Origin of the sequence: Kluyvera genomosp. 1 (assembly GCF_001266615.1) — a bacterium.
GTDB classification, from domain to species: domain Bacteria; phylum Pseudomonadota; class Gammaproteobacteria; order Enterobacterales; family Enterobacteriaceae; genus Kluyvera; species Kluyvera cryocrescens_A.
This window is the reverse complement of record NZ_LGHZ01000012.1, coordinates 124,185-136,234: the sequence shown is the minus strand read 5'-3', so window position 1 is coordinate 136,234 and position 12,050 is coordinate 124,185. Positions and strand designations below refer to the sequence as shown.

Below are 12,050 nucleotides of genomic sequence, written 5' to 3'. Positions count from 1 at the left end.
TTTTAGTTATTGTTTGCCGAACTGCGGCAGCCACGCTTTATTGATGCTTAGTACCTCGTCGACCAGCGCCGCCGCCAGGTTGACGTCGGCGACTAATGGGTTGGCAACCAGCGCCAGCAGCGCTTTATCTTTGTCGCCGTGCACCGCTGCATCGATGGTCAGACGTTCGAAATCTTTCACTTGCTGCGTCAGGCCGTTCATCAGCGGCGGCAGTTTGCCAAAGGCCAGTGGATGCGCGCCGAGTGCATCAATCAGGCAGTTGGTTTCAATCACCGCATCGTCCGGCAGCCCTTGAATAGCACCGTTGTTGGCGGTGTTGACCACCATTTCAACGCCGAGGTTGTTATGCAGGGCGTTAATCAGCTGGACCGCCACTTCGGAATAGAAAGAACCGCCGCGCTGGCTCAGCGATTCGGGTTTCTTATCCAGATGCGGATCGGCGTACAGCTCGAATAGCGACGCTTCCACTTTCATTACCTGCTCGGCACGAGTGCCTTTGCTGTCGGCGTCCGCCAGTTCGTCTTCCAGCATGGTGCGGGTTTGCCAGAAGTAACGGTGATAGGGGCAAGGAATGGCGCGCAGCGCCCGCAGCAGCTCAGGCGGCCATGGAATCGCTTTGATGTTATTCATCGACAGCTGCTCGCCGTCGCACAGCATCTCAATCACTTCGTCGGTGGCATCGCGCCCGCCGGCCAGCACGTTATGTACCCAAACCATATGATTCAGGCCAGCAAAGCGCAGTGAGACCTCGTCATAAGGCAGTTTCAGCATGTCGGCAATCATGTGGTGCATGGTGACCGGCACGTTACACAGGCCAATAATTTTGGCCTTGCTGTGGCGTGATACCGCTTCGGTGACGATCCCCGCGGGGTTGGTGAAGTTAATGATCCACGCATCTGGAGCCAGGCGTTCCACGCGTTCGGCGATATCCAGCATGACCGGGATGGTGCGCAGCGCTTTGGCAAAGCCACCGACGCCAGTGGTTTCTTGTCCCAGCAGCTTATGGCTTAATCCCAGGCGTTCATCAGCCGCGCGAGCGGGCAACTGGCCTACGCGTAGCTGGGTGAGAACAAATTGCGATCCTTTAATGGCATTATCGGCATCGAAATGGACCGATACTTTCACCGATTCCAGCCCGTTGCGGTCGAGCATGCGGCGGGCGAGGGCGGCGATGATCTCAACCTTCTGGCGTCCCGCCTCAACGTCAACCAGCGCCAGTTCCGCCATGGGGAGGGAGGCATGGCGCGTAATTAATCCTTCAATCAATTCCGGGGTATAGCTGCTCCCCCCACCAATAACGGTAATTTTCATTATCTTCTCCACGGCCTTAGGCCATCAGCTGGATCGCTTTGTCGAGTACGCGATCGCCGCGCATGGTGCCGTAATCCATCATGTCGATAACCGCCACTGGTTTACCGAGAGGCGCGGAAATCTCGCTCAGGCGCGCCAGCTCAAACTGCACCTGTGGGCCCAGCAGCACGACGTCGGCGTGGGCAAGCTGTTGTTCAATTTCCGCGACCGGGTAGGCGTTGATTTCTACCGCCAGCGCACGTTTTTCGGCTTCGGCGCGCATCTTCTGCACCAGCATGCTGGTGGACATCCCAGCGGCGCAGCACAACATGATTTTTTTCATTACATCTTTCCCCTCGTTTGAAAACATATTTCATACATTAGCGGTTTTGCTTAGGATGTATGAAAATTATTTTCATGAGTGTGATCGGCGTTAAAATATTGCATAAGCCTATGGTGAAGGGATGAAAATGTGATCCTCGCAAAGAAAATGAATATTTCAGGATCTTTTTCGCGGAGGTATCGCGTAGACGATCGAATAAATTGAAAAATAATTTCAATAAATTATGATGTTTTTCATGAGCAGAAAAGAATCTGCCGACAAGAGGACACTCTGGTTATGGATATTGTTTATCAGCTGGTGAATGGGATCTCTGGGCTACCGGCGCAGGAATCCCGTCTGGCACGTTTTTTCCTCGACAATTTTGCCCAAATCCCCGAAGCGACCATTGAGGAGTTGGCGGCTAAAGCGGGCGTGAGCCCGGCGACGCTACAGCATTTCTCGCGCAGCATTGGCTGTAGCGATATCAACGATTTTATTGGCCAGGTGCGACGGCAGCAGCAGGATAACAGCCGTGCGTTGCCGGTGGCACCGATGCTGGGCGACGCCGCGTGGGTCGATCCCGGAACGCTGCAAAAGCTGGCGAAGAATGCGGGGGTGAGTCGCGACATTCTCGAACGTTTTTCCCATTCGATCGGCCGGGAAAGCAGTGACGATATTCTGGGGCAAATCCGCCAGCGACTGCATGATTTCAGCCAACAGGAGTCGCGCGTTGCCCAGATGATCCTCGACGATGTGTCATTTGCGGCTTCTGCCACTATCGATCAGCTAGCGACCGCGGCGGGGGTTAGCCCGGCGACGATCACCCGCTTTGCACGCGCGGCGGGCTGTGACGATATTCGCGATCTTCGCATGAAGCTGGCGCAGGCCAGCACGCCGCTGAACGGCGGGGATATGCCCGGACCATGGCGTGAAACGCTTAATCATATTCAGCAATCGCTCAATACCCAGCTCTGCGAGCTGTCTCCGGCGGCGGTTGAAAAGGCGGCTAGCGTGATAAAACAGGCAAAGGGGCGGCATATTTTCAGTGCCAGCACCGCCGATGCGCCGTTTGCTAATCTTTTGCAGTACCGGTTGCTCACCCAGGGCTATCCGGCGAACGTCTGCCTGGATCCTGCGCTGATGGGGATTACCGCATCGATGCTGGGAGCCGGCCAGGTGCTGGTGGTGTTTGCTGCCAGCGTCCCTGGCAGCGCGTTGATTGCCGCCGTTCATCAGGCGCGGTGGGCGGGAGCGGACATCGTAGTGATTGGCGAATCGCAAGGCACGCTTGCACATGAAGATACGATCTCGCTGCCGCTTAACGATCCGCGCTACGGTTCGCTACTGGTGATTGATCTACTCTGCGATGGGATTGAGAACAAGTAGAGTCATTGTGCCTCACGCCGTGTGACGCGAGGCCTCTTGTCAGAACGCGGTTTCCAGGGTTTCCAGCACGTTGTAGCCCTCGTCAACCAGCAGTAGCGCTTTCCATTTGTCGAAGGTCAGGCAGGGATGCGAAGTGCTGAATACCAGAATATCGCCGACCTTCACATCGCTTTCAGGCGCCAGTTTTAGCATCGCATGTTGATCCATAATGCCGGTGGTTTCGATACTTTTCACTGCCAGTTCTCGAGATTTTCCAGCGCGATAATGTGCGATAGGCTGCGGTAATCCGGCGTCAAAGGCGCTGTCACGCTTACCAAAATTCACTATCGCCCGGGAGGGTTCCGGCACTGATTGCACCATCGCGACCAGTTCCAGCGCCGAAACCAGACAGCCGCCGAGATCGCAGGCGGTCCGATCGCGGGCAAGGATCGCATCCTGTGCTTCCAGATAGATCCCATCATCGTGCGTGATGTAGCAACCTGGACGAATCACGATCCGGCAGTTCGTTGGTTTTGCCGTCTCCAGCCAGACGTTACAGACCACGTCATACCACACCGAACCTGCGCCGGTCAGAATAAACTCGCCCTTAACGTAGCGCTGAAGCTGACAGGCCAGCGCAGCGGCATCGCGCAGTAGCGCTTCAACTTTTGGCTGCGGGTTGTCGCCGTGCAGCACCCCTTCGTACAGCTCCAGGCCACGTTGGCGTAAGGCCGGTAGGCGGGAGATCTCGTCTGCCAGCGTCAGTGCCTGCTCTGCCGTGCGGCAGCCGCAGCGTCCGCCCGGGACGCCCAGCTCCAGCAAAATATCCAGCGTCTGGTTTTTGCCTGCAAAGAAGGCCGAAAGCGTGCGGGCGTTATCGATGCTGTCGACGCAGCACAGATAGTCGACCTGCGGGTATTGGGTTTTTAGCTCGGAGATGAGCTGCATATTGGCCTTGCCGACCAGCTGATTCACCATCAGTACGCGCTGAATACCGCTGGCCATCGCCACGCTGGCTTGCCAGGCGCTGCCAACGCCAATTGCCCAGGCGCCCGCCCGCTGTTGCTGTTGGAAAATCCATGGGGTCATGGTGGTTTTACCGTGCGGTGCCAGCGACACACCGCGCGTATCGGCATAGCGCTGCATCCACTGAATATTGTTGTCTAGTGCCGTCTTTTTGATAACAGCGGCCGGCAGACAAACGTCTTCATTGAGAATATTAGCAGGGGTAAACAGTGGGGCGGATTTGTGAGGGACGAGGAAGCTGTTCTGGTATTTCATAACATAATTCCTTAGCGATTGTTTTTTGTATCATGATTCATTTCAGTTTTAACTTTATGTAAATAATCGAAATTTTTAATTTTTATTGTTGTTAGTGAATTAAAGTATCATTATTCAGCGCTTGTTTTGCGTAGTCTTTCACTGTTTTCTGCACTTGTAAATGGTCAACTTTAAGGCAGGAAACGACAGGGGTAATGAAGAGATGCAGTTTGATTATCTGTTCCGCAATGTCACGGTTATCGACGGCAGCGGCAGCCCGCAGTATCGCGGTGATGTGGCGGTAAAAGGCGATCGCATTGTTGAGATCGCTCCTGCTATCCACGGCTCAGCCCAGCATGAGATTGACGGCACCGGGCGAGTGTTAGCGCCGGGGTTTATTGATGTTCACACGCACGATGACATCAACGTTATCCGTATGCCTGAGTATCTGCCGAAAATCAGCCAGGGGGTGACAACCGTCATCGTGGGGAATTGCGGTATTAGCGCGGCAGCGGCGAGCATGAAAGGCGAGGTTCCCGACCCAATGAATCTGCTGGGCGAGGCCGGGCATTTTATCTACCCAACGGTTGATGCCTACGCCGAAGCGGTGACTCAGGCACGGCCTGCGGTGAATGTCGGAACGCTCATTGGCCACACTGCGCTGCGTAATAACCATATGGACTCACTGTTCCGCGCCGCCAATGACGCGGAGATTGATGCCATGCGTGAGCAGCTGCGTCTGGCTCTGCAGCAGGGTGCGTTAGGGCTGAGCACCGGGCTGGCCTATGCTTCCGCCTTCCAGTCGACGACGGAAGAGGTGATGGCGCTGGCGCAGGAGCTGGCTGAGGGAAATGGCATTTACACCACGCATTTACGCTCTGAATTTGAACCGATTCTCGACGCCCTTGATGAGGCATTCCGCGTGGGTCGCTATGCGAAGGTCCCCGTGGTGGTATCGCACCATAAATGCGCGGGGGCGAAAAACTGGGGACGAACGGTAGAAACGCTGGCGTTGTTCGATAAGGTACGCCAGCACCAGGATGTTGCCTGTGACTGCTACCCGTATTCCGCCAGTTCATCAACGCTGGATATGAAGCAAATTACCGCTGATTTCGACATTGTTATCACCTGGTCCACCCCGCATCCGGAAATGGCCGGGCAGACTTTGCAGCAGATTGCCGATAGCTGGTCGTTGAGCCTGGAAGAGGCTGGCAAACGGCTGATGCCTGCCGGAGCCATCTACTACAACATGGATGAGCAGGACGTGCAGCGGGTGCTGCGCTATCCGCTGACGATGGTTGGATCTGATGGATTACCTAATGATCCGATGCCGCATCCACGCCTGTGGGGCGCATTCCCGCGCGTTCTGGGGCACTACAGTCGCGATGAGCAGCTTTTCCCGCTGACCGAGGCGGTTCACAAGATGACCGGGATGTCGGCGGCGCGTTTCCAGCTTGCCGAGCGCGGGCTGGTAAAATGTGGCTATTTCGCCGATTTGGTGCTGTTTGATCCACAAACTGTCCGTGATGTGGCCAGTTTCAGCGATCCACAGCAGCCTGCCGCCGGTATCGAGGCAGTGATGGTTAACGGTGTGATGAGCTATGGTCAGGATCATAAAATTATCGGGCGTGCCGGGCGATTCCTGCGCCGGTAGGCCACCAACTTAAGGAGCAATAATGAGCATTAAACGTTATGGCGTAGGCGGCAGTACCGGTACGGGCGGACAGTCTTTGCCCTTTGCTAAGGCAGTAGAAGCCGGCGGCTGGCTGTATGTCTCCGGGCAAACGCCGATGAAAGATGGCGAAGTGGTTGAGGGCGGTATTGTCGAGCAGTCGCGGCTGGCGATTCAAAACTGCGTGGATATCATGCAGGATGCGGGATACACACTGGCTGACGTGGTGCACGTTAAGGTCTATCTCACCGATGCGCGCTACTTCCAGTCGTTCAACAAGGTGTTCCGCGAGTTTTTTGCCGACCATCCACCGGCCCGCGTTTGCTGTGTAGCGGATTTGGTGGTGGACTGTAAGGTCGAAGTTGATTTGACCTGTTACAACGCGGAGCGCGCGAAGTAACAAGATATTTGAGTGCTTGACCCTCACCCCGGCCCTCTCCCTGGAAGGGAGAGGGGGAAAACCAGGTCCGGCGCTAAACGGTACCGATTTCCTCATGGGGAGGGAAAACCAGGTCCTGCGCTAAACGGTTCCCTCTCCCCCATGGGGAGAGGGCTAGGGTGAGGGGATAAACGCTAATCCCCCAACGGTTGCCGATCCACGCCGCCGCGGTGGCTGTCCAGTGCGAGCTTAATCCGCCGCAGCCGGTTTTTCGCCTGGGTCTTATTCACCATTGCCAGCTCCGTCGCCAGCACGTCAACCATCGCCAGCATCGCGTAACGCGACGTACTCGGCTTAAAGATATAATCGTTTTCACGCACGATAAGCGGCAACACCACATCGGCCTGATTGGCCAGCGGCGTATCGGCGGGGGTAATCGCAATCACCTTCGCTCCGTACTGGCGGGCAATCGCCGCGCTCTCCACCACTTCCTGGGTGTAGCCGCCGAGCGACAGCGCCAGCACCACGTCATTGGATGCCACCGATGAGCACATCATCCTCACCAATAAACCGTCGCTTTGGCTCACTACCGGCAGCCCCAGGCGGAACAGGCGAAATTGCACTTCCTGCGCGCAGATCGTCGATCCGCCGCCCATTCCGATCGCGAGGATCTGCCGCGCACCGCTTAACCATTCAACGGCGCTTTTCAGCGCTTCCGGGTTAAGCGCTCGGCGGTTGATCTCCAGTACATTGATGATCGTTTCATAGATCCCCTGTACCCCTTCGAGATCTGGCACATCGAGGATAAAACGTTGTCCTACTGCCAGCGACTGTGCCAGTTTGACCTTCAGCTCGCGCACGTCTTTACAGCCAATAGCCCGGGCGAAGCGGGTGATCGACGCCTGGCTGGTTTGGGTGAGACGCGCCATTTCGGCGATCGGCAAGGTGGTCGCAGCCTGGATATCGTCGAGAATAAACTGCGCGATGCGCTTCTCGGTGGCGGTCAGTTCAACGAAACGGTCGGTAATGCAGGAAATGATGTCGATGGAAACGGACATGGTAAGCCCCTGAAAATAAATAGCCGGTACTTTGTACCATAGAATCCCGGTGCCGTGGGGAACGTCATGTGGATTGTTGGATAGCCTTCAAGGATCACGCTTCGGAGTGTTCTGGTTTCGCTCACGTTTTTTAGCCACTAACCTAAAATGGTTAGAGTGATAACGAATTTAGCTGAAAAGCAGGAGGGAAACATGACCAACTATAAGCGATTGACCGTAGCGATGCTTACCGCAGGTGCACTCTTTACTGTTGCCGGGTGTTCTTCCAACCAGACGTTAAAAACGACCGATGGCAAAACGATTGTGACGGATGGTAAACCTCAGGTGGATGATGACACCGGTCTGGTATCGTACAAAAATGCTGAAACAGGTAAAACCGAGCAGATTAACCGTGATCAGGTTAAGGAAATGAACGAGCTCGATAATTAAGAACCTGCCTCAGTAGGCTCTACCTTTCAGTGTGGCCCCGAGCGAAGTCGTCCGGGGCCCACGCATCACGCTGATAGCAGCGCGCTATCAATCTTGACGATAATTTTACGCAGCGGTGCCCCCGTTCCCAGGCTCGCCATTGGGCGATGAAGCTCCCCGGGAAACAGAATCGCAATTTCTTCCGCATGCAGGTGAATCAGCGTTTCACTGCTGATTTGCGTACAAAAACCGATATCGTGCGCCTGATTAAACTCACCGTCCGCGATGATCTCCAGCCCTTTATTTCCTGCACCAATGATCTCTTCACCCGCTAGCACGATATGAATATCAATGTACTGACGGTGATATTCCGGGCGCTGCTCGGCAAGCGGCTTGGTTTCGCCTTCTACCACGTTAAAGAACAGATTATCTCCGTCAACGATGTATTTTCCCGGAGGCAGCGAGTGCGGCTCCTGTTGAATGACGGCGCGCAGCGCTTTGCGGATAACGGGAGGATAGAACGCGTTTTTCTCGGCGCGCGTCAGTGTATCGATAATCATGCCGGAACTCCCTGTGCGGGTTGATGGGCTAAAAGGGTTAACGAGCGGGCGACGATGCTCGGCACGTCGGTTGAAACATCGACCGGCAGAATATCCGGCTCGCTGGCATCTGGTGCTTCGAGCGCGGCAAACTGACTGCGTAGCAGCGCTTCCGGCATAAAGTGGCCTTTACGCGCCTGCATACGCTGCAAAATGCAGTCGTAGTCGCCGGTTAGCCACAGAAAACGTAAGCGCGGGTTACCTTCACGCAGCTGGTCGCGGTAGCGTTTTTTTAGCGCCGAGCAGACCAGTACGCCGGACTCATTTTTTTGCCCCAGGCTGAAAATAACATCGCCAATACGTTCCAGCCACGGCTGGCGGTCGCTGTCCTCCAGTGGCTGGCCGGAGGCCATTTTGACGATGTTTTGTCGTGGATGCAGATCGTCACCGTCAATAAATTTCGCGCCCAGCGCTTGCGATAGCGCCAGCCCAACGGTGGTTTTTCCGGTGCCGGAAACGCCCATTAAAATAATGCATTGCCCTGCCATAAGTGGCTCCTTACTCACACCGCAACCAGCATGCCACCATCAACAAACAGCAAATGCCCGTTGACGAAATCCGACGCTTTTGACGACAGGAATACCGCGGCGCCAACCAGCTCCTGCGGATCGCCCCAGCGTGCTGCCGGGGTGCGTTTGCACAACCAGTCGGTAAAGGCTTTATCATCGACTAATGCTTGGGTCATCGCCGTTTTGAAATAGCCGGGGGCGATACCGTTAACCTGAATATTGTGCCGCGCCAGCTCCACGCACATACCGCGCGTCAGCATTTTGACAGCACCCTTGGCGGCGGCATAAGGGGTGATGGTGTCGCGACCCAGCTCACTTTGCATGGAGCAAATATTGACGATTTTCCCGGCCTGACGGGTCATCATGCGTTTGGCGACGGCCTGTGAAACGAGGAACACGGCGGTTTGGTTCACGGCAATCACATCGTTCCACTCTTTGACTGGAAACTCGGTGAAGGGATGGCGGCGCTGAATACCCGCATTGTTAAACAGCACGTCGATTGCGCCAATATTCTCCTCAATTTGCGCGATAGCGGTTTCCACGGACTCCGGGTCAGTGACGTTAAAGACCGCCGTGTGGGCGGTGACTCCTTCGTCACGCAATTGCATCGCTGCCTGTTCTGCACGTTCGGCAGAAATGTCGTTAATGATGATTTCCGCGCCGTACTGTGCCAGTCCTTGCGCCATCACGTAGCCGATACCCTGGCCGGAGCCGGTAATTAAAATACGTTTGCCCTGCAAGCTGAATAAGTTGTTCATTGCTGTTTCCTGTATCGCGGACCGAAAGCGCCCTGGGAAGATGCTGTCTATCTCACGGTTTTTGTGACGGTTAAACTGTGATGTAGATCACTCTCAACTATGTTACAAAAAGGGGTTACAGCATGTGTGATCCAGGGGAGGAAGTTGCCGGGAAAACCGCGCTGTACGGGGCTTTGAGCCTGCGCTCGCGCATTCTCTTTTGTGGCGCAAGCGGGCATAATGACGGGACTGTATTGGGTAATGACGGACGGGGTTAATGAAAGCACAACGGATAACGTTAGATGATATCGCCACGCTCGCGGGTGTAACTAAAATGACCGTCAGCCGTTATCTGCGCATGCCGGAAAAGGTGAAACCGGAAACAGCGGAAAGGATTGCCAGCGTGATTGCCGAAGTGGGCTACCAGCCGGATGCCGATAACCCCGCCATCAGCAGCAATATTGCGCCACGTATAGGTGTGTTAATTCCCTCCTTTAATAATCAGATCTTTGCCGATGTACTGGCAGGCATTGAATCGGTGACCATCGCTCACGGTTATCAAACGCTGGTGGTGAACTATGACTACGACAGCCAGCGTGAAGAGGAGCAAATCGCCACCGTCCTGGCGCTTAACATGAAAGCGCTACTGTTAACCGAATCTGTGCATACGCTGCGGGCGGATAAATACCTGAAGGCGGCGAAAATACCGATTGCCGAAGTGATGGGCCTCTCCGATAACGCCGGGCGTATTAACGTTGGGTTTGATAACTATCGCGCCGGATTTGATATGACCAACATGCTGCTGGCCAGCGGGAAAACACAGATTATCTATTTTGGATCGATGTCAGATATCCGCGACGAACAACGCTATGCGGGCTACTGCAAAGCGATGGAGGAGGCCGGTCTCACGGTCGGACGAATTGCGCCAAATAAGGTCTCTTCAGTGTCGATTGGTACCGGCATGATGACGCTGGCGCGACAAATGTATAAAGCGATGGATGCCATTTTGTGCACCAACGATGACCTGGCAGTCGGTGTGTTACAAGAGTGCCTCGCCTCGGGTATCAACGTTCCGCAAGAGATGGCGATTGCCGGCTTCCATGGGCTGGAGATCGGGCAGATAGTCAGCCCGCGTCTAGCCAGCGTACTGACGCCGCGTTTTGAAATGGGCAAAGTCGCCACCGAGATTTTAATTAAGAAAATAAAAGGCTTACCGACTATCGAGAAAGTCGACCTGCACTATCGTCTGTCGATGGGGGAAACCATCTAACGACGACCCGCCTGATGTTCTATGTTACGTGATTGTTGTCATCCAGCCCGCGCCAGTTCGGGCTTTTGCCTAAGGGATCACGCCATCCGTAACACGGATTTCTAACACGATCCAGCGTGATGCAGATCGCAAAATGACGCAGTGAAAACCCGTTTGATAGGCGTAACGAATCTACGAACTCTCAAACAGGTAAAACGATGAACACTGCGAACCCGAATACTGTGTTGTTGATTGCTCCGGTGGTTGACGGCTTGCTGGATAAACTCTCTTCTGCATTTCAGGTCCATCGCCTATACGAACAGGCTGACCCGCAGGCGTTCTTACGCCTGGTCGGCGATGATGTTCAGGCAGTGGTAACCCGTGGCGATATTGGTGTGACACACGCCGTACTTGAACAACTGCCGAATGTTGGGCTGGTAGCCGTGTTTGGCGTCGGCACTGACGCGGTGGATCTCGACTATACCCGTGCTCATCAAATTGCGGTAACCATCACCTCCGGCGTACTCACCAATGATGTGGCAGACCTGGCAATGGGGCTGCTGATCTCCGGTGCGCGCCAGCTTTGTCAGGGCGACAAATTTGTCCGCGAAGGAAAATGGCTCAAGCAGGCCCCGGCACTGGCGACTCAGGTCAGCGGCAAGCGAATCGGTATTTTCGGCATGGGCAATATCGGCCAGGCCATTGCTCGTCGCGCCCACGGCTTTGATATGGAGATCCTGTATACCGACCGGAAAAAACTTAGCCATGTTGATTACCAGTGGCGCGCTGACCTGCACACGCTGGCCCATGAGAGTGATTTCCTGGTGATTGCTGCCTCTGGTGGTGCGGCAAATCGCGGGCTTATTGACGCCAGCGTATTTAACGTCATGCCGAAACACGCGTGGCTTATCAATATCGCGCGCGGCACGCTGGTGGATGAAAAGGCCTTAATTCATGCGCTCCAAAATGGCGTGATTGCCGGTGCTGCGCTGGATGTTTATGAAGACGAACCGAACGTTCCGGCGGCACTGATGGCGCTGGATAACGTCGTCTTACAGCCGCATGTGGCGAGCGCCACCCATGAAACCCGCCAGCGCATGAGCGAGGTGGTCTTTAATAATGTCGCCGCCTTTTTCGATCATGCCCCATTACCGAACGCCATTGATTAAAGACTGTCTTTTCTCGCCCTTAAATAGCGTGAC

The 12,050-nt window shown here is 55.0% G+C and carries 13 protein-coding genes; 6 read left to right on the top strand and 7 right to left on the bottom strand.

Going from position 1 to position 12,050, the window contains the following annotated elements; genetic code table 11:
• Positions 1 to 6 precede the first annotated feature (6 nt).
• A complete protein-coding gene (locus KP80_RS08115) occupies positions 7 to 1,311 on the bottom strand; it encodes a 6-phospho-beta-glucosidase (protein WP_052283091.1) in 1,305 nt (434 codons plus the stop codon).
• Positions 1,312 to 1,327: 16 nt separating this feature from the next.
• Positions 1,328 to 1,633, bottom strand: coding sequence for a PTS sugar transporter subunit IIB (locus KP80_RS08110; RefSeq protein ID WP_052283090.1), 306 nt, complete (start codon positions 1,631 to 1,633; stop codon positions 1,328 to 1,330).
• Between the two features lie 276 nt (positions 1,634 to 1,909).
• Between KP80_RS08110 and KP80_RS08105 the strand changes: the two genes are divergently transcribed.
• Positions 1,910 to 2,998, top strand: a complete 1,089-nt coding sequence (locus KP80_RS08105) for a MurR/RpiR family transcriptional regulator (protein ID WP_052283089.1) — start codon at positions 1,910 to 1,912, stop codon at positions 2,996 to 2,998.
• 39 nt (positions 2,999 to 3,037) lie between these two features.
• Here the strand turns inward: KP80_RS08105 and KP80_RS08100 are convergent, their stop codons facing one another.
• Positions 3,038 to 4,258: an amino acid deaminase gene (locus KP80_RS08100; protein WP_052283088.1), complete on the bottom strand. Its 1,221-nt coding sequence runs from the start codon at positions 4,256 to 4,258 to the stop codon at positions 3,038 to 3,040.
• A 202-nt stretch (positions 4,259 to 4,460) separates the two neighbouring features.
• Here KP80_RS08100 and KP80_RS08095 point away from each other — a divergent pair, with 202 nt between their 5' ends.
• The gene (locus tag KP80_RS08095) at positions 4,461 to 5,891 is read left to right on the top strand and encodes an N-acyl-D-amino-acid deacylase family protein (RefSeq protein WP_052283087.1); all 1,431 of its coding nucleotides are present in this window, start codon (positions 4,461 to 4,463) and stop codon (positions 5,889 to 5,891) included.
• Between the two features lie 22 nt (positions 5,892 to 5,913).
• Positions 5,914 to 6,309 (top strand): RidA family protein, encoded by a 396-nt coding sequence (locus tag KP80_RS08090; RefSeq protein WP_052283086.1) that lies wholly within the window; start codon positions 5,914 to 5,916, stop codon positions 6,307 to 6,309.
• A gap of 173 nt (positions 6,310 to 6,482) precedes the next feature.
• Here the strand turns inward: KP80_RS08090 and KP80_RS08085 are convergent, their stop codons facing one another.
• A complete protein-coding gene (locus KP80_RS08085) occupies positions 6,483 to 7,346 on the bottom strand; it encodes a MurR/RpiR family transcriptional regulator (RefSeq protein ID WP_052283085.1) in 864 nt (287 codons plus the stop codon).
• Positions 7,347 to 7,538: 192 nt separating this feature from the next.
• On the opposite strand from KP80_RS08085, the gene KP80_RS08080 reads away from it, so the two are divergent.
• On the top strand, positions 7,539 to 7,775 hold the full coding sequence (locus tag KP80_RS08080) for a YgdI/YgdR family lipoprotein (RefSeq protein WP_052283084.1): 237 nt from the start codon (positions 7,539 to 7,541) through the stop codon (positions 7,773 to 7,775).
• A gap of 65 nt (positions 7,776 to 7,840) precedes the next feature.
• On the opposite strand, the gene KP80_RS08075 is transcribed toward KP80_RS08080, so the two are convergent.
• The 3 genes from KP80_RS08075 to idnO are packed head-to-tail and all read right to left on the bottom strand — an operon-like array spanning position 7,841 to position 9,620.
• Positions 7,841 to 8,314, bottom strand: coding sequence for a YhcH/YjgK/YiaL family protein (locus tag KP80_RS08075; protein ID WP_052283083.1), 474 nt, complete (start codon positions 8,312 to 8,314; stop codon positions 7,841 to 7,843).
• Positions 8,311 to 8,841, bottom strand: coding sequence for a gluconokinase (locus tag KP80_RS08070; protein WP_052283082.1), 531 nt, complete (start codon positions 8,839 to 8,841; stop codon positions 8,311 to 8,313). Before KP80_RS08070 ends, KP80_RS08075 begins: the two co-directional genes overlap by 4 nt.
• Before the next feature lie 14 nt (positions 8,842 to 8,855).
• The gene (idnO, locus tag KP80_RS08065; RefSeq protein WP_052283081.1) at positions 8,856 to 9,620 is read right to left on the bottom strand and encodes a gluconate 5-dehydrogenase; all 765 of its coding nucleotides are present in this window, start codon (positions 9,618 to 9,620) and stop codon (positions 8,856 to 8,858) included.
• 256 nt (positions 9,621 to 9,876) lie between these two features.
• Between idnO and KP80_RS08060 the strand changes: the two genes are divergently transcribed.
• Together KP80_RS08060 and KP80_RS08055 are read left to right on the top strand one after the other, a co-directional pair.
• Complete coding sequence (locus KP80_RS08060) at positions 9,877 to 10,869, top strand: LacI family DNA-binding transcriptional regulator (protein ID WP_052283080.1); 993 nt, start codon at positions 9,877 to 9,879, stop codon at positions 10,867 to 10,869.
• A 197-nt stretch (positions 10,870 to 11,066) separates the two neighbouring features.
• Positions 11,067 to 12,017, top strand: coding sequence for a 2-hydroxyacid dehydrogenase (locus KP80_RS08055; RefSeq protein ID WP_052283079.1), 951 nt, complete (start codon positions 11,067 to 11,069; stop codon positions 12,015 to 12,017).
• The last annotated feature ends 33 nt before the right edge of the window (positions 12,018 to 12,050 follow it).

Excerpts from the sequence above, each read along its gene's own strand:
- KP80_RS08115 (WP_052283091.1), bottom strand. The coding sequence starts at position 1,311 with ATGAAAATTACCGTTATTGGTGGGGGGAGCAGCTATACCCCGGAATTG.
- KP80_RS08110 (WP_052283090.1), bottom strand. The coding sequence starts at position 1,633 with ATGAAAAAAATCATGTTGTGCTGCGCCGCTGGGATGTCCACCAGCATG.
- KP80_RS08105 (WP_052283089.1), top strand. The coding sequence starts at position 1,910 with ATGGATATTGTTTATCAGCTGGTGAATGGGATCTCTGGGCTACCGGCG.
- KP80_RS08100 (WP_052283088.1), bottom strand. The coding sequence starts at position 4,258 with ATGAAATACCAGAACAGCTTCCTCGTCCCTCACAAATCCGCCCCACTG.
- KP80_RS08095 (WP_052283087.1), top strand. The coding sequence starts at position 4,461 with ATGCAGTTTGATTATCTGTTCCGCAATGTCACGGTTATCGACGGCAGC.
- KP80_RS08090 (WP_052283086.1), top strand. The coding sequence starts at position 5,914 with ATGAGCATTAAACGTTATGGCGTAGGCGGCAGTACCGGTACGGGCGGA.
- KP80_RS08085 (WP_052283085.1), bottom strand. The coding sequence starts at position 7,346 with ATGTCCGTTTCCATCGACATCATTTCCTGCATTACCGACCGTTTCGTT.
- KP80_RS08080 (WP_052283084.1), top strand. The coding sequence starts at position 7,539 with ATGACCAACTATAAGCGATTGACCGTAGCGATGCTTACCGCAGGTGCA.
- KP80_RS08075 (WP_052283083.1), bottom strand. The coding sequence starts at position 8,314 with ATGATTATCGATACACTGACGCGCGCCGAGAAAAACGCGTTCTATCCT.
- KP80_RS08070 (WP_052283082.1), bottom strand. The coding sequence starts at position 8,841 with ATGGCAGGGCAATGCATTATTTTAATGGGCGTTTCCGGCACCGGAAAA.
- idnO (WP_052283081.1), bottom strand. The coding sequence starts at position 9,620 with ATGAACAACTTATTCAGCTTGCAGGGCAAACGTATTTTAATTACCGGC.
- KP80_RS08060 (WP_052283080.1), top strand. The coding sequence starts at position 9,877 with ATGAAAGCACAACGGATAACGTTAGATGATATCGCCACGCTCGCGGGT.
- KP80_RS08055 (WP_052283079.1), top strand. The coding sequence starts at position 11,067 with ATGAACACTGCGAACCCGAATACTGTGTTGTTGATTGCTCCGGTGGTT.